The 21,698-nt window shown below is 44.4% G+C and carries 19 protein-coding genes, 2 tRNA genes and 3 pseudogenes; 8 read left to right on the top strand and 16 right to left on the bottom strand.

What is annotated here, in order from left to right:
* Window positions 1–19 precede the first annotated feature (19 nt).
* Window positions 20–1,042, top strand: a complete 1,023-nt coding sequence (dusA, locus tag E2B99_RS01020) for a tRNA dihydrouridine(20/20a) synthase DusA (protein ID WP_134243153.1) — start codon at window positions 20–22, stop codon at window positions 1,040–1,042.
* A 99-nt stretch (window positions 1,043–1,141) separates the two neighbouring features.
* A tRNA-Pro gene (locus E2B99_RS01015) sits at window positions 1,142–1,218 on the top strand.
* A gap of 153 nt (window positions 1,219–1,371) precedes the next feature.
* Here the strand turns inward: E2B99_RS01015 and E2B99_RS01010 are convergent.
* The 6 genes from E2B99_RS01010 to E2B99_RS00985 form a co-directional block, all read right to left on the bottom strand.
* Complete coding sequence (locus tag E2B99_RS01010) at window positions 1,372–1,788, bottom strand: terminase small subunit (RefSeq protein WP_134243152.1); 417 nt, start codon at window positions 1,786–1,788, stop codon at window positions 1,372–1,374.
* A gap of 839 nt (window positions 1,789–2,627) precedes the next feature.
* Window positions 2,628–3,062, bottom strand: coding sequence for a replication initiation protein (locus tag E2B99_RS01005; RefSeq protein ID WP_134243151.1), 435 nt, complete (start codon window positions 3,060–3,062; stop codon window positions 2,628–2,630).
* A 62-nt stretch (window positions 3,063–3,124) separates the two neighbouring features.
* Window positions 3,125–3,550, bottom strand: a complete 426-nt coding sequence (locus tag E2B99_RS01000) for a helix-turn-helix domain-containing protein (protein ID WP_134243150.1) — start codon at window positions 3,548–3,550, stop codon at window positions 3,125–3,127.
* A 77-nt stretch (window positions 3,551–3,627) separates the two neighbouring features.
* Window positions 3,628–3,852: a helix-turn-helix transcriptional regulator gene (locus tag E2B99_RS00995; protein ID WP_134243149.1), complete on the bottom strand. Its 225-nt coding sequence runs from the start codon at window positions 3,850–3,852 to the stop codon at window positions 3,628–3,630.
* Window positions 3,853–3,964: 112 nt separating this feature from the next.
* Entirely contained in the window at window positions 3,965–4,957 is a 993-nt protein-coding gene (locus E2B99_RS00990; protein WP_134243148.1) for a hypothetical protein, read from the bottom strand.
* Window positions 4,958–4,964: 7 nt separating this feature from the next.
* A complete protein-coding gene (locus tag E2B99_RS00985; protein ID WP_134243147.1) occupies window positions 4,965–6,296 on the bottom strand; it encodes a tyrosine-type recombinase/integrase in 1,332 nt (443 codons plus the stop codon).
* 179 nt (window positions 6,297–6,475) lie between these two features.
* Here E2B99_RS00985 and E2B99_RS00980 point away from each other — a divergent pair.
* Both E2B99_RS00980 and E2B99_RS00975 read left to right on the top strand, forming a co-directional pair.
* Window positions 6,476–6,550, top strand: a tRNA-Leu gene (locus E2B99_RS00980).
* Window positions 6,551–6,692: 142 nt separating this feature from the next.
* Window positions 6,693–6,884 (top strand): annotated as a pseudogene (locus E2B99_RS00975) (transposase); the annotation flags it as partial.
* 113 nt (window positions 6,885–6,997) lie between these two features.
* Here the strand turns inward: E2B99_RS00975 and E2B99_RS00970 are convergent.
* Entirely contained in the window at window positions 6,998–7,570 is a 573-nt protein-coding gene (locus tag E2B99_RS00970) for a BLUF domain-containing protein (protein WP_134243146.1), read from the bottom strand.
* Window positions 7,571–7,802: 232 nt separating this feature from the next.
* On the opposite strand from E2B99_RS00970, the gene bla reads away from it, so the two are divergent.
* On the top strand, window positions 7,803–8,783 hold the full coding sequence (bla, locus tag E2B99_RS00965; RefSeq protein ID WP_134243145.1) for a class A beta-lactamase: 981 nt from the start codon (window positions 7,803–7,805) through the stop codon (window positions 8,781–8,783).
* Window positions 8,784–9,101: 318 nt separating this feature from the next.
* On the opposite strand, the gene E2B99_RS00960 is transcribed toward bla, so the two are convergent.
* From E2B99_RS00960 to E2B99_RS00925, 8 genes and pseudogenes are all read right to left on the bottom strand, one after another.
* Entirely contained in the window at window positions 9,102–9,302 is a 201-nt protein-coding gene (locus E2B99_RS00960) for a hypothetical protein (protein WP_134243144.1), read from the bottom strand.
* 194 nt (window positions 9,303–9,496) lie between these two features.
* Window positions 9,497–10,654, bottom strand: a pseudogene (locus E2B99_RS15055) (HlyD family secretion protein).
* A gap of 100 nt (window positions 10,655–10,754) precedes the next feature.
* Window positions 10,755–12,134: pseudogene (locus tag E2B99_RS00950) on the bottom strand (MFS transporter).
* A gap of 246 nt (window positions 12,135–12,380) precedes the next feature.
* Window positions 12,381–12,971, bottom strand: a complete 591-nt coding sequence (locus E2B99_RS00945; protein WP_134243143.1) for a BLUF domain-containing protein — start codon at window positions 12,969–12,971, stop codon at window positions 12,381–12,383.
* Between the two features lie 514 nt (window positions 12,972–13,485).
* Entirely contained in the window at window positions 13,486–13,668 is a 183-nt protein-coding gene (locus E2B99_RS00940; protein WP_134243142.1) for a hypothetical protein, read from the bottom strand.
* Window positions 13,669–14,227: 559 nt separating this feature from the next.
* A complete protein-coding gene (locus tag E2B99_RS00935; protein WP_134243141.1) occupies window positions 14,228–15,208 on the bottom strand; it encodes a GGDEF domain-containing protein in 981 nt (326 codons plus the stop codon).
* Between the two features lie 148 nt (window positions 15,209–15,356).
* Window positions 15,357–16,154 (bottom strand): PaaX family transcriptional regulator C-terminal domain-containing protein, encoded by a 798-nt coding sequence (locus E2B99_RS00930; RefSeq protein WP_134243140.1) that lies wholly within the window; start codon window positions 16,152–16,154, stop codon window positions 15,357–15,359.
* A 380-nt stretch (window positions 16,155–16,534) separates the two neighbouring features.
* On the bottom strand, window positions 16,535–17,188 hold the full coding sequence (locus E2B99_RS00925) for a TetR/AcrR family transcriptional regulator (RefSeq protein ID WP_134243139.1): 654 nt from the start codon (window positions 17,186–17,188) through the stop codon (window positions 16,535–16,537).
* Between the two features lie 327 nt (window positions 17,189–17,515).
* Here E2B99_RS00925 and E2B99_RS00920 point away from each other — a divergent pair, with 327 nt between their 5' ends.
* From E2B99_RS00920 to E2B99_RS00910, 3 genes are all read left to right on the top strand, one after another.
* Window positions 17,516–18,457: a GlxA family transcriptional regulator gene (locus tag E2B99_RS00920; protein WP_134243138.1), complete on the top strand. Its 942-nt coding sequence runs from the start codon at window positions 17,516–17,518 to the stop codon at window positions 18,455–18,457.
* Window positions 18,458–18,691: 234 nt separating this feature from the next.
* Window positions 18,692–20,389, top strand: a complete 1,698-nt coding sequence (locus E2B99_RS00915) for an aldehyde dehydrogenase family protein (RefSeq protein WP_240687679.1) — start codon at window positions 18,692–18,694, stop codon at window positions 20,387–20,389.
* Between the two features lie 269 nt (window positions 20,390–20,658).
* A complete protein-coding gene (locus tag E2B99_RS00910; protein ID WP_134243136.1) occupies window positions 20,659–21,207 on the top strand; it encodes a GntR family transcriptional regulator in 549 nt (182 codons plus the stop codon).
* 111 nt (window positions 21,208–21,318) lie between these two features.
* Here the strand turns inward: E2B99_RS00910 and E2B99_RS00905 are convergent.
* The coding region (locus E2B99_RS00905; RefSeq protein WP_166738956.1) for an ATP-binding protein at window positions 21,319–21,698 on the bottom strand (380 nt) is incomplete at its 5' end.

Raw genomic sequence — 21,698 nt, 5'->3', positions numbered from 1 at the left:
CAATTGTCCTTTTGCGCCAATGACTGCCTCTACTGCACCAATTTCCACAAGTCTTATTCAGCCACATCAGCGTATTTCTGTTGCACCCATGATGGATTGGACCACACGTGACTACCGCTATTTTGCGCGGCTGTTTAATCCGCATGTCTGGCTGTATAGTGAAATGGTAACTACCGGCGCTATTTTATATGGCGACAAGGCACGTCATTTGGATTTTAATGCCGCGGAACAACCCCTGGTTCTACAGCTGGGCGGTTCTAACCCTCAGGACCTAGCCACGTGTAGTAAAATTGCCGAAGACTGGGGTTATGCAGAAGTGAACCTCAATGTAGGCTGTCCCAGTGACCGGGTACAAAACAATAAAATTGGTGCCTGCCTGATGGCTGAGCCAGAACTGGTGGCGGATTGTATTGCCGCGATGCAACAGGCTATTGAGATTCCTGTGACCGTCAAGCACCGCATTGGCATTGATGACAGGCAGTCTTATGAAGAAATGCTGCATTTTGTCGATACGGTGGCGCAAACCGGCTGCACCCACTTTATTGTGCACGCCCGCATTGCCCTGCTTAATGGTTTATCGCCGAAGGAAAACCGGGAAATTCCCCCTTTGCGTTATGATGACGTCTATCGGCTCAAACAGGAACGTCCAGATTTAACCATTGAAATCAACGGCGGGATACAAACGCTGGAAGCCACAACTGCACATTTGGCGCAGGTTGATGGTGTGATGATTGGCAGGTCGGCTTACCATGATCCTTATCTGCTGGCGCAGTGCATGCAACTATCGCAACAAACACCACCTGACCGTTTTGCCATCATGCAGCAATTTTTACCTTATATGGAACAGCGGCTTCAACAGGGTGCTTCATTAAGCATGCTGACCCGCCACATTCTGGGTTTATTTCAGAACATTCCCGGTGCACGTAAATGGCGCCAAGCCTTAAGCGGCAATAATGCTAAAACGATTGCTGATGTCGAACGCGCATTAACTTATATGCAGGAACGTATTGATACAGCAGCCCACTGTTTTGTGGCAGATTAAATCTTGTATTTCAAACTTTTGCCATTTGTTCAAATTTAATGCAGCAATACGACTATAGGCTGGACAAAATCATAAAAATCGCTACACTAGCTGACTGTTCGGGGCGTAGCGCAGCCTGGTAGCGCACTTGCATGGGGTGCAAGGGGTCGAAGGTTCAAATCCTTCCGTTCCGACCAATAAAATCAATGAGTTAAAGCAAAAATAAGCCTCATCAGAAATTAAAAAAGTTCATTTTTTAAGCATTGGCGTACACTTTGGCGTACACCTTTGATAAAAGTTTATTTTAGGTTTTGCTTCTATTTTTCCGAGTCCATAAAAAGGAAGTCGTTTTAAATTACTAGGCAATCCTTTTCAATCCGTTGGTCATCATCCATAAATTCAATAATAATTTTAGTTACCTCATCTTTAGGCTGACCTGTTTGATCTTTCGGCTTATCCAGTCCTAGCAATTTTGCTTTGCCCATTGTTGCACTTATGGCCGCACCACACTGACCTTGTGCTAAGGCTTCAACTCTGGCCGCTTCAAGTTCTGCCAGTAAATCTTGCATGGTGGTTTGAGTTTCTATACTGGCCGCCTGCTGCTGTGCTTCTACAGCGTGTTTGATAGCTGGCTGCTTTAATAGTCTGCTGGCTTGTACCTGTGCTGTATTTGCGCTGTAGCCTGCTGCTATGGCCGCCTGTTTGCCGTTGCCTGTGGTTAGGTACTCATTGATAAACTGCTGCTGTTGGTGACTTATATGGCGCATTGCTGGCACTCACGCATGATAATGGTCTTATTGTACCTGTTATCAATTGTTATGGTTTTTCGGAGTCCATAAAAAAGGTGGGGGGGTAGATTGAAAGTTGCAATAAACAGTTTTCCTAGACCGCTACCCATCGCATGTATAAAAAAATTTCCTAATTGATGAAGTTAAAAGTTACTCCATAGCATAAAACAACATTAAACCGTTGCAGTCATTTGGTTTCATACTTAACTGCACCAGCGAACCAAAGTTAAAAGCTGTCAACAATTGTCAACCTAAAAGCAGGTACTTGACCTGTCTTAAGTGCCTGCTTCATGGGGTTAACTTGTGAAAAGGGTTTTTTCACTGTCTCACCATAATCGGTTATTTTGAGTTTAATCCCATGAAAGACAGTTTTAGAGTTTTCGGAACAGTACGCGCGCGTATAAGGCGTAGGAAAATGCTTTTTATAGACTCGGAAAACTGAGAGTTGTCTCTAAAACGTTTTCCTTTTTATGGACTCAAATAATTCAGAATTTCTACTTCTGATGATTTTTCGGCTATCGGTAAAACCTAGTAAAACTTAACTTTTAAACCCATCACCAAACCCTAAACAATGATCTAAGGTTATGTACTACTTAGCATCTAGTGAGGGTAAAAATACAAAGTTGTGCTAACCAGAATGAAACCTATACCTATGGTAGATTCTAAGAAGGTGTACAGATAATGAACGCAATGCTTATTCAAAACTGCCCGATTGAGTTCAGATATTGAACGCAATCACTTTAATTTTGATTATTAAATAAACAATGCGTCCAGATAATGAACGCATGAATAAAAAAAAATGAACCACAAGTTTAATTTTAAACGGCTGCTTCTGGCTGCCAGTGTAGCCAATTGGCTGAAGGTGCTTTGGTAGCTGTCACTTTGCCGTTGCAGCTATCAACCGCCCATAAGGTAATGGCATATAGATTGGGTCTATTTTTATCGGTTGCGCTAAACAAGACTTGTCGCGTTTGTTCAATCAAGCCACGCGCTAAAAGCTCATCAATGGCTTTTCTTAGCGTTGCTTTAGAGTTGATGCCCCATGCTTGCGCTTGGGTAAAGGTTGCGCTCAAATCACCATTATTGACTGTGCCACCACCTTTGAAACGCACTTGGGATAAAATCAGCATAAACACTTTTAATCCCATTGGTGACAGGGTTTGAAAACTCGCGCTATTCACCAGGTTAGCAGGCAATGGGTAAAAAATACCGCTTACGCGCCTTTTGGTATATTTGCTATTTGCTTTGCTCATAGGTCAATGCCCCATACGATGAGGGTAACGGCCAGCAATGCACCATTACCCTGCTGGCCAGCCTATAAAGCGACTACTTCAGTCTTAACGCTATTTTGCGGTACGCTGTACCCTTGCCAGAAATAACGACCTATGCCTTTATGTGGTCTATTGCTTAAATCAAGGGCAGTTTCATCAACACGGACAATTTGATGCCCTTCATCGCGTAGGGCTTTGATCCGCGCTGCCAAGTGACATACGTTCAATAACTCGTCGGCTTCATAGCGATTTAAGCCTGTTGTTTGATTTTGCTGAAGATAGTCAATTACCCGCTTTTTTTGTGCATCGCTACTTAAACAATGATTAGTCACCTTTGCATTAAGCATGGTAAAGTTCCCCTGTTCTGATTGTCCGAGAAGATGATTTAGAGCTGGCGTTAAGTGGCTGTCACCACAAATCCGCCATTGATTCGGCTGCCCTTGTTGCAGCCGTTTCTTTGTTTGCGTCATGCTATTTACTCACTAATTCGCTAAGGATAAAGGCCAGCCACCAGATACAAAGCAGCTTGGTAATAGGCAATAAAACTTTATTCATGGCCTGCCCCTTGTTGATTGGCGAGCGACTGCAAAAACGATTCAATATCGCTTTCTAACCATGCGGTGACATTGGCAGATAATTTATAGGGTTTTGGGTATTGGCCTGCTTTGATACCACGCCACCAGCTTGAACGGCTGACTGGATAACGTGCCAAAACTTCAGGCAAGCGCATAAAACGGATGTTTGCGCCAGAAGGGAGTGTATTGTGTTGCATGATGATCTATGCCCTTGGGTTGTACGGTATGAACCGCGATAAGGGCATAGTGAAGGATTAGTTTTTAGTTGTGTTCCAAATTGGAAAAGTTCAATTTCAATTTGGAATGGTCTTAGTCTGAATCAATAATGTTTTGATCTGGATAAATATGCTTAGCAATCGTTTTTACATTGGCTGGCATATCTAAACCTTTAGTTGCTGCATAAGCTAACAATACCTCAGCATCTTTGTAAGGTTGACCAGTGTTGCATTGTGCCATGTGTCGTAAAGCAGCTAAAACTTGCCTGCGTTGGTCACTTGGCCGTTCTTGTTTCTGCGGTGTGCTATCTCGTCGAGCCATTAAAGTTTCTTGTTGCTTAGCTGCCATAACACTTAAATCCTCTCTGTTTCTAAATTTCCCCTGCTTAATTAAGTCAATATCATAACCAAGCACATATAAATCTTTCTTATAAACATCAATTTCTACTAAATGTTCTTTTATAAGCTCATGTTGAAAAGCTTCATCTTTAAAACAAAAAATTATTCTTTCATCTTCTTCTCTTGCTCTATCAGAAAGAAATTCAGGGCTATCGTATGAGTGAAATAATTTTGTCGATAAATTAAGCAATCCCATATCAATAAATTTGTCTTTTACATCAGATCCAATGCACACCAATTTAAAGTCGAAACCTCTTACGATCTCGGGACTTTGCAAAAAATACTGGTTTTTAGCGTCAAAGCAATTTTCAATAAATAATCTATCGATATTTAAGCTATCTTCAAAAATAAGCTCATTTATTCTATAAGTACCTAGATCAAGAAACGGCATGTTTTCGAAAATACCAACGCAATGATTTTGCAAATAATAAAAATCTATAGCATCAAAATTTTCTGGCCAGTCATACCAGTGTGGAATTAAATGATAAACCTCTCCATCCTCGGGTGTGAAACGCCACTGAACCGCAATTTTACCTATACTGGCCAACTGCAAAATATAATTTTCATCAATATCCGTTCGACCATATAAACGGTTTAGTTCGGTTGCTGCTTCCTTAAGCGTATAAAACTGCCGTGAAGGTAATTCGACCAGTGCTGGCGGTTGTGGTGCTTTGGGTGGAGGTGCCATTTTTATTTTATCCTAACTTAGTAAATGGAATAATCTCGCCTTGCATGGCATTGGGGTCAGACAAATAGGCCAGCCGTGCGCCTAGTGCATTAAACGCCTTTTCACGTTCTGCCATGTGTTCCCACTGGTTATAGGTCAATACCATCCGATCTTGTTCAGTATGGTTTAAACACTTCTCAATCACTTCTTTGCTAATGCGCTGACTGGCCATAATGGTTGAAGCGGTGCGCCTTAAATCGTGTGCTGTCCAGTGACCGCCTTCTAGCATGAGTGAACTATTATCTTTGGCGCGACCTTGTAGCGGACTGTCGTTTTGTCTGTCGGTGATCTGCTTGGTTAGAGTTTTTGGGCAAACATGACTTGAACCATCACGGTTTGGAAAAATCCATTTTGGATGATCTACAAATTGAAAAAGTTGTTGAAATGCACTTACCGCAAAATCTGACAAATGAATAGTATGTTCATTGCCATTTTTAGAATTTACTTGAGGGATAAACCACGTTTTCGCGTTCAGGTCGATATGCTGGCGTTCAGCCTTCATCAGTTCGCCCACACGCGCAGCCGTTGCCAGTAGAATGACAATGGCCGTTTTATACTTCGGTATCAATGAGCAGGTAGGCAATGCTGTTTGCAGTAAGTAAATTATTTCAGCATCTTTTAAGTAGCGTTTGCGGATATTGGCACGTCCACTGAAGGCTTCTTTTTTAAGGTGGCTAGTAGGATCATGTTCAAGCAATCCAGTACCAATGGCATGACCATACATTTGACGGATATAACCAAGCACACGGCCAGCCATGACCTTTGAACCGCGCTCCACTACATCCAGCGTTACTTTACTAATTTGCTGTCGTGTAACTTCATCTGCATCAAACTGGCCAAGTTTAGGCAAAATATCTGTTTCAAATAATCTTGCCACATACGCGCCATTATCTTTATGACTACTGAAAACATACACCTTAAACCAGCGTTCATAAAGCTGCTGAAAATTCATTTTTTGTGATGCGATCAATCGGGCTTTTTCAGCGTTTACTTTATCAAGCTCTGCCTGCTGTTGTTTTTCTGCCTTAATTCGTTCACGTTCGGCCAGTGGATCAAGTGTGGTTTCAGCGTTGCGACGTTCTACGTTCAGGCGGCTTGCTTCAGCACGAGCTTGAGCAAGAGACATCTCTGGATAAAAGCCAAGTGGTAGCTTTCTGGTTTTGCCATCAATCTTATATCTGAAATAAAACCGCTTAATGCCTGTTGGTGTTACTCCGAGAATTAAGCCTTCGCCATCTGATAGCTCAGTTTTTCGCTCAACCTGAATTTTCTTTATTTTTAACTCTGTTAAATTGCCCATTTCCTGCCGCCTTTGCGTCGCCTGTTGCAGTTATTGCAAGGGGTTGATAGCCAATTGCTGGCGTACACTTTGGCGTACACCTTTGACTAGGTTTTAATGACATTGTATAGGACTGCATGAAACATGCAATTTATAAATTAATATTTGAAACAATAACTTAATAACTTTTATAGACAATATGAAACGTGATGAAATAGTGAATTTCTTACATGGGGTGCAAGGGGTCGAAGGTTCAAATCCTTCCGTTCCGACCAATAAAATCAATGAGTTAAAGCAAAAATAAGAAATCCAATAAATCAAATCTGTTTAATTTTTAATTAATTACCTACACATTCACCTACACCTTTGATAAATTTTAAGCGTAAGTTACTTCTTCTAGTTTTGCGTGTCCAAAAAAAGAGATCAAATAGTAAAAGATCGAATAGGGAGTTTGATAAATATCTATATCAATTAAGACATTTAGTTGAAAATGTGTTTGCAAGATTGAAACATTTCCGAGCGATTGCAACCCGATTTGATAAGCTTGCACGAAATTATCAGTCTATGATTTACATTGCTTGCATATTTATTTGGTGTAAAGCCAAATGAGGACACGCCCTAACTATCCAGCATAAAAAATCCAGCAAGAATGTATGGTTTATTAAAATAACTACAGTGAGCCTGACTTATTAAGGAATGTAGGATGAAGCTGCCCAGTCTGCTTAAGATAGATAAATCATCAGGCAAATCACAATAATGGGAATTACCACAAACAGAGTAAAAAACCCCGAGGAATAAATAGGGCTATAGCGCGCGCTGGTCGGCACCGGACGTGCAAAATGAGCAGTCGTGTCTGCAATCGGCGCTTCTTGTCCGGTGAGCAGCAACTGGATAAATTCATGGTTTAAGGCAATGCCAGATTCATCACTTAACAGGTAAGGGTTAAATTTTTGGCCGTAATGATTGGTAAAAAAATGCCGGATTCGGTTGTCCTCAAGAATATATTTCATTTGCCAGCGACTAAAGGCTGGTGCATCAATTTGCTCACAGGTTAGCTGCACAATATTGGTATGCCGTGAGTCTTTTGAAATTTTATGATAAAGCTTAAAGACCTGCTGGCGCTCACCTTCCAGACACTGAAAAAAATAGTTGTTGTCATAAAACAGCACGCCATGAATATGGCGTTTGGCATTAAAGTGACGGGCCTGATGCAAAATATCAATCAGGTCGCCCTGCACCACTGCTGAGCTGCCGGTGGCCATGCTGGCATAGGTAAGCCTGACGAGATCTGCCATGGTTTACCCCAGTACAAAATCATAGGATTCAGTTATAACGCATTCACTAGCTTCAGTAAATATCAATATGTATCAGGTAAGTTCTGGTAAATAGTTTAACTGCTACTTGTTTCGCCTAAATGTAAGTACCAGGTTGCAAAGCCATAAACATTTCCTGCTTCTAGCCGCATTTGAATTTGCTAATATTCCTAACAAGGTTGTTATACGACTCACTGGAAACGGAACTCCCATCATGCAATCTTTCCTGTCACGCCGCTCCGTCGTTCTGGCTTTGCTGTCTGCCCCGTTACTGCCGGGCTGTGCAAGTCTGCATTCTGGTTTTTCTACCGCTAACCGCAAACGCTCCCTATTAATGGACGACCCTGCTCAAGCACAGCAGCCCTCATTGCCACCAACAGCAGTGCAGCAATCGGTTATACAGCAAGTTAATGTATTTCTGTCCCAACTGGAAAAACAGGCACAGGGCAGGCTTGGGCTATCGGCCATGAATACTGCCAACCAGATGCGCATTGATTATCGGGCCAGCGAGCGTTTTCCATTGTGCAGTACGTTTAAACTGGTGGCTGTGGCTGCCATTTTGCAGCAAAGTATGCATAACTCCATCCTGTTGCAGCAGCATATTGATTTTACCTTTCAACAGGTTCAAGACTCCGGTTATGCCCCCATTACAGCGCAGCATGTGGATCGTGGCATGACAGTAAGTGAACTTTGTGCAGCCTGTATCAGCTATAGCGATAACGCAGCCGCCAACCTGTTGTTGCAAATTCTGGGTGGGCCAGCCGCCCTTACCCGGTTTGCCCGTAGTATCGGCGATCATAACTTCCGGCTGGATCGCTGGGAACCTGCGCTTAATACTGCCCTGCCCCAGGATGAGCGTGATACTTCTACTCCCGCAGCCATGACAGACACGCTGCAACGCCTGCTACTGGGCAATGTACTGGCACCCACCCAGCGTGAGTTGCTATTGTACTGGCTAAAAAACAATACCACGGGCAACGCTCGTATCCGGGCTGGTGTTCCTAATAGCTGGATCGTGGGTGATAAAACCGGAACCGGCGCTTATGGCACCAGTAATGATATTGGCATCGTGTGGCCAACCCAGCAGGCGCCTATCATTCTAGCCATTTACTTTACCTGCCCGGACAAAACCGCCAAGCCCAATGATGCCATTATTGCTTCAGCCAGCAAGATTGTTTGCCAGGCCTTGCGCTAAACTATCCAACTTAAAATCTTTCAGCTTACTTATAGGCTACCCGGTGATAGCCTGGATAAATCACATCATGCGGTAGGCTCTCAAATCCTAGATTAACAGGGATTAAAAAAACCGCCCGAAGGCGGTGAGGAATTAGGACAGCTGGGTTTGGCTGGCTTATTACTGCAAAAGCTTTGTCGACAGCATTTAACCCTTAAACAGTTAACATTGACTTTTGCATATTAGAATAGTTTTGCCACAAGCCGCTTAAAGTCTCAATAATTCAAAGACACATTAAATCCACGATTCAATCAGCACTTTGCATCAGCAGTAACAATATCAATGAATGGTATTCGCATTGGAATCCGTATCATTATAATGCTTTAAAAACCAGTACCAGTAAGCACGCTGTTCTTTGGGCAAGCGCTGAATCAATTTTGGATTGCTTAAATACAATTCCTTGTTTTGCTGGCAAATTACCGTGATATTTCTTTGAAAAGGGGTAACGGCAACTTTGCCGGCTTCGTCAATTGTTTTCATGATTCTAACCTGTTCTCATCTATGAAATCATGGATTGATTATAACAGTTACATTCACTTTGTAATGAAAGAATATGCAATACAGTGTTGGGTTTTTGCAGGAAACTCTCTATTGTTGGGCATTATCCGATAAATGGCTATTTTTTAACCATAGTTATGTTTGGCTCTTATCTTTTGCAGTTTTAACTAACCGCTTTAGTCAGCATTACGGGTATCTACTGTGGTAATGACCGACATGCCGGGGCGCAATTGCTCAAGGCGTTGCTGATTGGGGTCAATGGCAATACGCACAGCAATACGTTGCACCACTTTGGTAAAGTTACCTGAGGCATTGTCTGACTTGAGCACGCTGAACTCCGAGCCTGTGGCTGGCGCAATCTTGTCCACACGTCCAGTAAACTTTTGATGACCCAGGGCATCTAGCTTAAAGCTCACTCGCTGGCCGACCAGCATGCGTTCAATCTGGGTTTCCTTATAATTGACCACCAGCCACAACTGATCTGGGATCAAATAGAGCAATTGCGAGCCTGCTGCCACATATTGACCGAGCCGGGTATCCACTTCGCCCAGTTGTCCATCACGTGGTGCAATGATATCGGTATGCTGCTGGTCAATCAGGGTTTTTTCAAGCTGGGCTTGTGCTGCCCGGATTTGTGCTTCCATGCCGAAACGTCCCACCTGGGTTGATTTCAGGCTTTCCTGCGCTACTTGCAGATTGGCCTACGCCTGTTTCAGGTTAGCCAGATTGTTTTTTACTTCAGCACGGGCACGGTCACGTTCGGCCAGTGATACAGCTCCTTCACCCACCAGCTGGTTAATCCGCGCAAAGTTGGTCTGGGCCAGCTCATACTGGCTTTGTGCCTGTGCAACACATGCCTGGGCAGCATTGATATCTACCCGGCGCTGGGCAATGGTTTGCTCGACATTGGACAGGCTGTTACGGGCCTGCTCGACATTGGCCTGTGGCTGTGCCACGTTTTGTGCATAAGTGGTGGCATCAATGGTCATCAGTACCCGACCCTTTTTAATCTCGTCAAAATCCTTGACGCGCACACTGGTCACATAGCCATTTACCTGCGAGTACAAAATAGTGGTTTGCCCACGAATATAGCTATTGTTGGTGGTTTGCAATGCACTATTAAATGGCCACAGTTTCCACGACCATAAAATAATACCCACGCCAATCAGCAGCACCGCGACCATCATGGCCACTGTGGTTTTTTTGGGCTTGATGATTTTGGGCGGCTTTTGCTGTTCGGGCTGCGCTGCTTCCTGCTCCTCACTCAACTGCGGCTGCGCCGAAGATGGCTGGTTGGGATTGGCAGCATCAGTGGGAACTTCAATATTTTCCAGCGGATATTAAGGGTTAGTGGCTGCATTATTTTCAGGTAAATTTGTAGAATGATTTGGCTGTTGCAGACTGGATGGCGGCGTGTTGGGCTGGCTCATGGCATCATCCTTGGTTTGGCGTGGCAGTGGCAATCATGGCAGGTGCTGCGGCTTCAGCTTCCCGGCGCGCTAGCTGTCTGGCGCGCCAGATATTAAAAATACCCCAAAAGAAAAAAATCACCGCAATCATCCCATTAACTACAATCACATCACTAAACGCCCGCACCTGTGCTTCACGGCTGGCAATACGTGAAAACGTGGCTACCCCTTCAGCCTGGCGCAATACCGGATCGGTGAGCGTGGAAGCGTAAGCCTGTTGCTGTAGCTGCAATCGTCTGGCCACTTCAGGATTGGTTGGGTTAACGTGCTCCACAATCTGTGCCGAGTAGTCATGCTCACGATAACGCTGGTAAGTCCCAAAGAATGCCGAACCCAGCAGGCCACCAAAGCTCTGGGTTAGCGCGAACAGCAGCACAAAAGTCACCATGTAGTTGGAACCATGCTTGAGTGCCTGCATCACGCCAACCAGCAAAATTGGCCCCATGAATATGCCGGTTGCCATCACAGCACAAAACTGGCTCACAAACAGATTATGTGGCCGTACATCGCTGCTAATGTGGTAATTAATGGCACAGGCCACAATAATCAGTGCTTCGGCGGCAATCAGTTGAAGTAGCAAGGCATCAGGCCTAAAAGTCATGGCTGCCACGACAGTGCCTGTAATAATGCCCACAAAAATTACCGTGTAATACGACACCAGTTGCTCTGGCCCCATGCCCAGCGTGCGCAATACATTAATGGCTGCATAGTTTTGCTCAGACAATAAAAACCGGAGTGCCAATGCGCTCAGTGCAAAACGCAATGCAAAGCCTGAAGCCAGCCAGCGGGTATAAATCAGTGGACTGGCGCGGTGATGCTCAAAGAAAAATGCCAGCATCAGCAAGACAAAACCTGCAATCAGGGCATACGCTAGCCATGGGGCATCAAACTACCAGTGCAATGTGCCCTGTGCCAGCACCGCACAAATCAATGCTACAGCAAGCGCAACCAGTATAAACGTGACAAAATCCAGCCCTTCAAACACCCGGATACGGATACCCGGGGGCAGCTTGACCGTGACCACCATGGCCAGACAACATAATGTCAGACCCAGCTCAAAGGTATATAAAACCGTCCAGTCCCCAATACTGGTAAGAAACGGTGAGATGATGCAGGCCAGCGGCACACCCAGTTGCTGAAAGCCCAAGCCCATATATAAGCCTTTGGCCTTAATAAAGCTATTACTCAGCCCAGCCGTCAGTGCAATAAAGATACCAATGAAAAAATACACCAGCCGCATACGCCGCGAATGCTTGGGCATGGAAGGCGAACCCGGCAAGGTGGGGCGCTCTTCGGGTGTCTAGTCTGGAATAGGCTCCAGATACGGATAAGGTGGATTTGCCATGAACCGGCCTGAATCTTAAAAAAAGAACTTCATCAGGAAAATAAGAATTTTCCGGCAATGACCTGCAAGCAAACTAGATACTTAAGAAGAAATGACATGCCAATACAATAAACAATTGTTTATTTATCAGGTATTAAGCCAAATTCAGACCTGTTTATTTAGTGAGAAAGCGCATTAAAGACAATGAATTTTATTGCACATTGTAAGTTCTTGTTGAAACCACCCTAGCTGTTAGGTATTCCTAGCCTAGCGCATGTTAATTCCCTGAACAGGCACCGAGCTGCCAAAACCAGTAAACATATACATGCCCACTAAAATCAAAAGCGCAATCCCAATAATAAATACCGCATACTTGTAATTTAGTACATGACCACGTACGGCCTCACGGCCCAGCACTTCTTCGCGTTCGCCCGGCGTACTTTCATTATGATTAGCCAGAATATTCAAGAATGGTTCAATCAAATCCTCATCCAGCGCATACGGATTAAATTTTTCCCAGTTATTGCTTTCAAAAAACTCAATAATGGCGGGTTCCTGCAACACATATTTCATGTTCCAGCCCATAAAACGCATTTTAGTCACTGGCTGATAGGACAACAGCACCACTTCCTTGTGCCGTGGATCTTTTAGCAATTTTTCATACAGTATGTCGATGTCGAGCTTTCTGCCCTCGATACACTCAAAAAAGTAATTATTGCCATAAAAAAGCACCCCGCAAATGCCATGATTAGAATTATGCATTTGTGCTTCATTTAAAATGGCTAACAGATCCTGCCGGATGGTAGCAGGCTTGGAAGTGGTGCTACTGGCATAAGTCAGGCGAATATAGTTACTCATTGTAATGACTCCTTGCTATTATTATCGGTACTTGATACTAATGAGCGAATAAATAGCTTAAGCAAATCAGAGGTTAAGCATACACCTAATCCATCTAAGTACCTAATTATTATTAATTCTCACTTAATTCAAAGATTAAATTATTTAACCAATATTACCTAATTTAAGGTTAAACTAACTATCAATTTACTTAAGTGATTAAAAATAATAGGATTTAATTAAATACTGCTGAAATATTATATTGCAAATGCAATTATTATTTAATGAATTTAAATATAACCCAGACGATTTAAGCTCAATTTAATATTTCTTCACTTTAATAACTCTGCACTTATAGTCTTCATCCGTTAAGAGTTCAATGGAAATAGCAGACCGTGCCTATATCTAAACAAGAGTAAAAAATCTAAACAAGAGTAAAAACCCGGTTTGCAGAATTTAAAAAATAAAAAACCGCCTGGGTAGGCGGTAAAAAGTACATCAAGCTTCAACATTCAAAACTATAAAATTAAAAAAATTATGCAGCATCCGCTCTATGGTGTTTTAAAAACCAGTACCAATAAGCACGCTCTTGCTTGGGTAAGCGTTGTACCTGTTTAGGATTTTGCGCATAAAATGCTTTGTTTCTGTCACAAATGACGGAAATATTAAGGCCGGTTTCGGATTCGGCCGATTTGATCATTTGGGAAAGTGCTTCCATGAGCTTCGTACCGTGGTCAACTTTTAGACAAATTCTATACAACAAATTAGCGCCAATTGTGAATTTGGTCACATTTAATACGACTAAAGTTGTAAACAAATAATTAATCACAAGCCAAAACCCTGTAATGATGAGCAGAATATGTATTTTGCGCACTTACTGGCTAATAGACTCCCTGGGCTTTAACATTCCATCGGTGCATAATTAAAGAGCAGTAACAACTTGGCCTGAATATAGCAGCAGCCGTGTAAAACAAGTAGTTCGCATTACCAAACTTTTCAAAGAACTCATCACAACTGTAATGCAGGTAGTATTGCGTAACGGGATTTCATTATAAAACCAACTTATTTTTTAGTGATTTAAGTCACAATATTTTTTCCAATCCCTCTGCTATTGCCTACCTATGTTTTTTACCTTGAGTTTATGTCCGGATTGTGGCGCTGCCTTACCTCGACAGGCCAAGGTATGTCAGGTTTGCGGTTGCACCGACATTAAGGACTGGTCCAAGTTTTTTATGATCGCCAATGTAATTCTGCTGGGCATAGCCTTTTTGTTGATGCTAGTGTTTAGTTTCTAAGCGCCGATTCAGCTCAAGCTCGGCCTGAGAAGTCTTTTTACTGCGCTTATAAAAATACATTTGCTGGTCGGCCTGCCAAATGGCCTGCCGCAAGCCAAAGGAAGGATGACGCAAAGCAAACCCAATGGATGCACTCACCTGCGCCTCTGCCAAGGCCTGACCAATACGCTCAAACAGGCTCTCCGCCCCGGCATGATCCACTTCTATACTTAAAATCGAAAATTCATCACCGCCAAGCCGCGCCACCACATCACTCTTGCGCGCTACCTGACGCAAGGCTTCAGCCGCACGCTGAATCAACTGGTCACCTGCTGCATGGCCCTGAGTATCGTTGACTTCTTTTAGCCCATCCAGATCAATCACATAGACTGCCGACAAATTGCCATAACGCTGGCTACGCTCTTCTTCCAGTGCAATAAAGTGCTCCCAGCCACCCCGGTTATACAGCTGGGTGAGTTCATCTGTCATGGCCTTGGCTTGCAAGCGCTCAATCTGACGGGTCTGTTCAGTTTGCTTTAGCTCAATTTGCAAAATATGGTTCAGCAAGGCGGCCATGAATTCAATCAGGTCTTTTTCCTGGACTAAACTATCTGCTTGTGGATTGGGATCAATGGCACATAAGGTTCCAAACAGCTCGCCATCGCTCTTAACCAGAGGCTGGCCGATATAAGCCTGAATATTAACCTGCTTGGCAATCGGTGCTGCCGCATAAAGTTCAATGTCATTGGAACGCGGGGCAATACAGGGCGCATTGCCTTTTACCATGTGTGAACAAAATGAATCTGCCCAGCGAAAGACCTGACCGGGTTTAATATCGTAGCCATGGTCTTCAGTTTGCAGGACAATCCAGTCCTCACCTTCGGTACGGGTGATCATCCACAAGTCAAACCCCAGGCGTTGGTGCAAAAATTTCAGGATGGCCTGGCCTGCACTTTCAAAGCTGTTGAAATTCCACGATGTCATGCTGTAAACCCTATTATTGCTCTGGCTAGCTTACCTCATAAATAATTCAGTCATAAGCCTTTCTGTAGGTCAATCATCATGTTTTTTAATGCTTTTATAATAAAAAAGCTGTTTTATGCCGCATTGGTGCATTTAGCCAGATTTGGGGTCATACCTGTACCATGTCGTAGAATTGTTGCCATAGCTTCTGTCCTACCTGATCCAGTTGCTGCACATCCTGAATAAATTGGTGGCGAGCAGCTTCGTCAATAAATGGCGGTGGCAATAACGGATCTGCAGTGAGCAAGGGAATGGCTTCACGGCCCAGCAAGAGTGACTCACGCGCAGCCTGCTCTACATCACACTCATGGGCTTGTGCCAGCCAGGCCTGAATTTTCTGGCTAATATTGGCATAGGTATGATTAAGGCTTTCCCCATCCCATAAGATGGCAACTTTCTGGCTGCTGGCTGTATCCAGGTGGCTCACCCGGAACATATTGGCGTCCGGCTCGAGGCCATTTAAGATTAAGCGCTTAAAAGTTTCATCAAAGCTTTCTGCCAGATTATCAGGCCGGATAAACAGGCCAGTTTGTAGCTCACGAAAACCATGCTGACGCAAGGCACGCTCACGCCGCTTTAATGCGGTACGGTCTACCCGGCCCAGTGCGCCAGTAAACACAGCCAGATAATCGTGATTCCATGGCTTGGTGGCCTGAATACCCTGCTTGCGCTTAAGCATGTCTGTGGCCCATGCCTGCCACTGCTGGGTAAACTGGTACTTGCCCCGCGCGGATGACTCAATCATCCCGTCACTGGATAAACGGGTAACTGCCACCCGAATGCTGTTTTCGCTAAAGTCAAACAGGTTGGCTGCCAGTAACAGTTGCCGGATGGTAATTGGCGCGCCATCTGATCCCATGATTAAATCAATGATTAAATGACGGGCATTCATTTTTGCGTAAGTCATGGCAACCTGTATAATAAAAACGGATATCATTATATTGCATAAAATTTAACTTAATGAAATTTTATGTAATATAATGATATTTTTTAAAACTTCCTGTTCCTATTTTAATCGGTTATCCAGTGCGTTGCTGACCTGAAAAATTCAGGGAATGGCAATGGACTGATCACGGTGGCTCAGGTAATCCGTCGTGCGCCTGATCCACTGCTCGGTTTCATGGTCCAGTGCTTCAAGTCGGTCAGTCAGCTTTCGGCTATAAATACAGGCTAAGAAAAGAAGCCCCTCTAAAAAACCAGCAGGAGCCAATAAAAAATTATGCTTTTAATCGTTCGATTCTTTTTAGGAAATATAAAAATAAAAAGGTCTATTAAAATAAGGGATTGCTAACTACAAAGCCCTGTTTTATGACACATGAGTATTGCCTCCAACAGCGGCCAAGTGCCATTAAACACCAGATGATCATCACGCGCATTGGAGAGCATGCCATCAAGCATATTCACCAATAAACTACCCAGCACCTCAGGCTGCTTGACCTCAAATTCAACCAGCTGCTGCTTGATCAAATTAAATTGCCATTTTTTATGCTGGTCAATAATCTCAAAAATGCTGCCGTCTTCTGGCAAGAAAGTGCCGGCTGCCTTATGAAACAGGCTACCGTTAAAACTGTCAGTTTGCACAAACTCATAATGCCACTTATAAATGGCCTGTAATTTTTGTAAAGGATCTAAGGTGTTGCTCTTCACCAGAAGGGTATTGAGTGAATTCTGGATGGTCAGGCTTTCCAGCTTTAGGCATTCCTCAATCAAACGAATCTTGGTAGGAAAATACTTATAAAACGTCATTTTGGCTGTATTTGACTCTGCAACGATTCTATCAACCCCGACATTGCTAAAGCCTTCACGATGAAAAAGCGACAACGCCGTTTTTAAAACATGTGTTCTTTTTACTGTCATACCAAACTTAAGATAAACCTGAAAATAGTCAAAAAAATGCCCAGTAATAACCGTAGCATTTGCCAATACAGATTTTGCCGGCATAAAAATCCAGCAGTTTACCTGTGCGCTAAAAGTTGTCTGGCAAAAGCTGTCTAATAAAAAATGCCTGATAAAAACTTGCCTGAGAGATGCCGAGGCAATCAAAAAACAGGCGTGGAAGGGTCTTATATTGGGCAATGCCCTATTGGCCAAACGTTAAGCATTACCCATTTGAATAGGTTTTTTGCAACCTGGCGCCCAGTATTACCCTTTAGTCAAATGCAACTTTATTCAACCCGCTACAGTGGAGTAAGCTTGACAAAACTGCCAGCAAATATGAACAGTCATTAATGACAATCTTATGGCGGATCGCGACATAAGGACAAAGCCATGGAAATAGGTATTGTTGTTTATCCTGCTGCACACTTGCCCTCGGTATGGGGACTCACTGACCTGCTAAAATATGCCAGTAACTTTGTGGTGGCGCGACAGTTCCCCGATTTAAGAATTAGTCACTGGAAAGAACAGGATGGTCAGATCATCAAGGTCTTTGATACCCATCCTGATGCTAACGATAATGCAGTGAATCTAGTAGTGATTCCGCCCAGTTTTGAGCCTCCTATTTCCAGACAGGATGCGCGGGCTTATTCAGCATGGCTTAACCGGCTTTATGACAATGGCGCCATTCTTTGTGCCATCTGTTCAGGCATTTTTACCCTGCTGGAAACCGGGCTTCTGGACGGTCGTACCGTGACAGCGCACTGGATGCACAGTGAAGCCATTCAGCAAAACTATCCCACCGTCACGCTGGATAACAGAAAGCTAATTGTAGATGACAATGAAATTATCACGCTGGCAGGGCTTTTATCATGGATGGATCTGGGGCTAAAGATTGTTGAAAAAGCCTACGATGGCGCAACCATGCGCGAATTTGCAAAATACCTGCTGGTTGACCCGCCGTCACGTGAGCAATCCTATTATCATGCCTTTTCACCAAAGTTTGATCATGGCGATGTGACCATTGTTAAAGTCCAGCACTGGTTACAGGGCAATTATCAACAGAAAATTACGCTTGAAGTGCTGGCTCAGCATATTGCGCTGGAAAAAAGAACCCTGTTACGGCGCTTTAAAAAAGCCACCGGCATGACCGTGATTGAATATTGCCAGAACCTGAGAATTCAAAAGGCACAAGAGTTGCTGGAAACCACCAGTTTAAGTTTTGAGGCCATTTCCTGGCAGGTGGGCTATCAGGACAGCTCATCGTTTAACAAGATTTTTACCAAAGTCATTGGGCTTACTTCCACAGAGTATCGCAAGCGCTTTAAAAGTTAATCTGCTGTCATTGCTAAACCCTGATTGCCCCAATAGCCGCTTGACTCGGCGTGAATCGTGGATTAGATATAATCAAGGCCAACCCCTACCGCATGGCTGTTATGATGGTGTTATGGGTGCACACTCCATAAACGATGCAATACGATTTTAAGCTATAGATCAGCAGTAAAAAATTTTGCTGATTGCTGCAATATCTCCAAATTTTATTCAATGAATACAAGAAAGGACTCTATCGTGACCTCACTAACTCCCCAGGTACACTTTGCCACTGAACCCGAACTGGATCAGGCTATTCTGGAACTAAAATCCGGTGCAGCCAAATGGGCAAGCCTTGATCTGCAACAGCGGATTGAGCTGCTTAAAGCCACTCATGCCAGTATTGTAACAGTGGATGAAGCATGGGCGCTTGCTGCCATTGCCGCCAAGGGAACACCCGCAGGCCCGCTTGAAGGTGAAGAGTGGATGTCTGGTCCATACGCCACGCTGGCAGGTTTTGCATCCACAATTGAAAGTCTGGAAAAAATGGCTCACGGCCAGTCACCCCTAAACGGCATCAAGGCAGGAAGCGCGCCGGGCAACCGGGTAAAATTCCAGATGCTGCCAAGCAACCTGTATGAATACAACCTGTTTCATGGCTTCCGTGCAGAGTTATGGATGGAACCGGGTATTTCCGAAGCCGAAGCACGGGCCAGTGCCGGACTGGGGGCAAAGCGGCCGGGTGAAAATGGCGGGGTTGGACTGGTGCTTGGTGCAGGAAACATTAGTGCGATTGCACCGCTGGATGCCCTGTATGAACTGGTTGCCTATAACCGCGTAAGTATCATCAAACTCAATCCCACCTTTGGTACGCTCATCACTATTTATCAACAGGCATTTGCGCCATTAATTGCGGCTGGGTTACTCAGGCTGGTTAATGGTGGAGCCGAAGTGGGCACTTATTTAACCAGTCATCCAGACATTGCGCATGTGCATATTACGGGTAGTGGTGTTACCCATGACATGATTGTCTGGGGGTCTACCCACGATAAAACCGGCACGCCAAAGCTGATCAAGCCAATTACCAGTGAACTAGGCGGGGTTTCCCCAATTATCGTCATTCCCGGCAATTGGTCGAAGGAAGACCTGAGATTTCAGGCCGAACACGTTGCAACCCAGCGCCTGCATAACGGGGGGCATAACTGCATTGCTGGCCAGGCGCTAATTCTAAGTCAGGACTGGCCACAGCGCGCTGAATTTCTGGCAGAGTTACGTGCGGTACTAAATGAAGTTCCTGCCAGAACCGCATGGTATCCAGGTTCAGACAAAAAAATTAGCCTTGCTACTGCAACTTACCCACAAGCCGAAACCATCAATGGCAGAATGCTGATTGAGGTGAATCAACATACGGCGCAGGATTTATTCAATACCGAGTATTTTGCCCCAGTACTTGGCCACACCAGCCTGCCCGGCACAGGCCTTAGCTTTTTCCGTGCGGCAATCGAGTTTGCCAATACGCAGCTTGATGGTAGCTTGGGAGCCAGCATTATTGTTGCACCCGCCGACCATAAAAGTATGGGTAAGGCCTTTGATGAGGCACTGGTTGAGCTGCGTTATGGCACCATTGGCGTGAATGTCTGGAGTGCCATTGGTTTTCTGTTGCCTACGCTGGCCTGGGGGGCATTTAAAGGCAATAGCCTTGACCGTGTGGGTAGTGGCATTGGCGTGGTGCATAATTCTCATCTGGTGGAACGCCCCGAACGCAATGTGATCTGGGGGCCGTTTAGACCGTTTCCCCGCTCGGTGTTTCATGGTGAATTTGCACTTTCCCCCAAACCCGCCTGGTTTATTACGGCGCGCTCTGCCGCCTCTACTGCCAAAAAACTGACTGCATTTACCGCCAAACCAAGCTGGCTTAAAATGCCTGCAATCTTTATGGCTGCCTTTCGCGCCTGATCCTGAATGGCTCAATCAACCCTAAATTAAGACGACAAAAGCGTTAACTTTAGGGTTGATTTTAAATTTCCCGCCATAACTCTCAATCCCATACTTGATTGTTTTTAATAATTTTTTACCAAAATTAAATCCTCGTGTTTTGTTTACAAAAAATAGCTATCCCAAAAAATCACTATAAATATCCAAAATAAATATTTCTCATTATTTTTAAAAAAAAGCACTATCTGGCCAAGTTGTTATAACAAGTTACTGCTTGCCAGGAAGCATGTATGAACCAGCCAATTGCCCGTAGCGCCAGCAAACCTCTGTACAACCAGATTCGTGATGAGTTGCTGCAAAAAATCACCAATGGCACTTATCCGGCCAACAGCCAGATTCCTTCGGAAAATGAACTGCGGGAACTGTTTCAGGTGAGCCGCATTACGCTAACCCAGCTCCAGCAGGAAGGGTTTATTTTCAAGGTGCATGGCAAGGGCTCTTTTGTGAGCAAGCCAAAGGCTTTCCAAAATGTGACCCATTTGCAAGGCTTTGCGGAGGCCCTGAGCACACTGGGTCATGAAGTTATTAACGATGTCCGGCAGTTTGACTTTGTGACTGCACCCATTGATGTGGCAGCAAAACTGCAATTGCCCGTAGGTAGTACGGTTACCGTGATCAAGCGGATACGCCGGGTTAACCAGCAGCCGGTTTCCTTTGAAATCACCTATTTGCCGGAAAGTCTGGGACATGAACTGCAACAGGTGAATCTGGTCACCACCGATATTTTTCTGGCACTGGAAGAGGTATGTCAAACGCAGCTTACCGTTGGTTGCCAATGATGCGCTGACTCACCAGCCGATTAAAACTGTCAATCAGCGTTGAAAATTGACCACTAAACAGCGTGCAAATTTGACCAGCTATTTTGAGGTTTTCTTTCTCTGCTTATAACGCTAGGAATCATTGCCAGTTTCAAGGATGTCACAATGGTGGGTAATTCTATCGAGTAATGCAGTGGTCATTTTAGCATCGCCAAATACTGACACCCACTCTCCAAATGACAGGTTAGTCGTAATGATCAGTGAGGTCTTTTCGTATAAATGACCAATTAAGTCAAACAGCAACGCGCGCCCCGACGCTGGAAATGGCAAATAGCCCAGTTCATCTAAAATTACAGCATCGACCTGGGATAGCTGCTTTGCCAGTGCTCCAGCTTTACCATCCCGTTTCTCCCGTTCCAGCAAATTAACCAGATCAACGGTATTGTAGAAACGTACTCGCTTGCCTTGCTGGATTGTACTCACCCCTAATGCTGTTGCAAGGTGCGTTTTTC

Source organism: Alkanindiges illinoisensis (assembly GCF_004377485.1).
GTDB classification, from domain to species: domain Bacteria; phylum Pseudomonadota; class Gammaproteobacteria; order Pseudomonadales; family Moraxellaceae; genus Alkanindiges; species Alkanindiges illinoisensis_A.
This window is presented reverse-complemented; position numbering and strand designations above follow the sequence as displayed.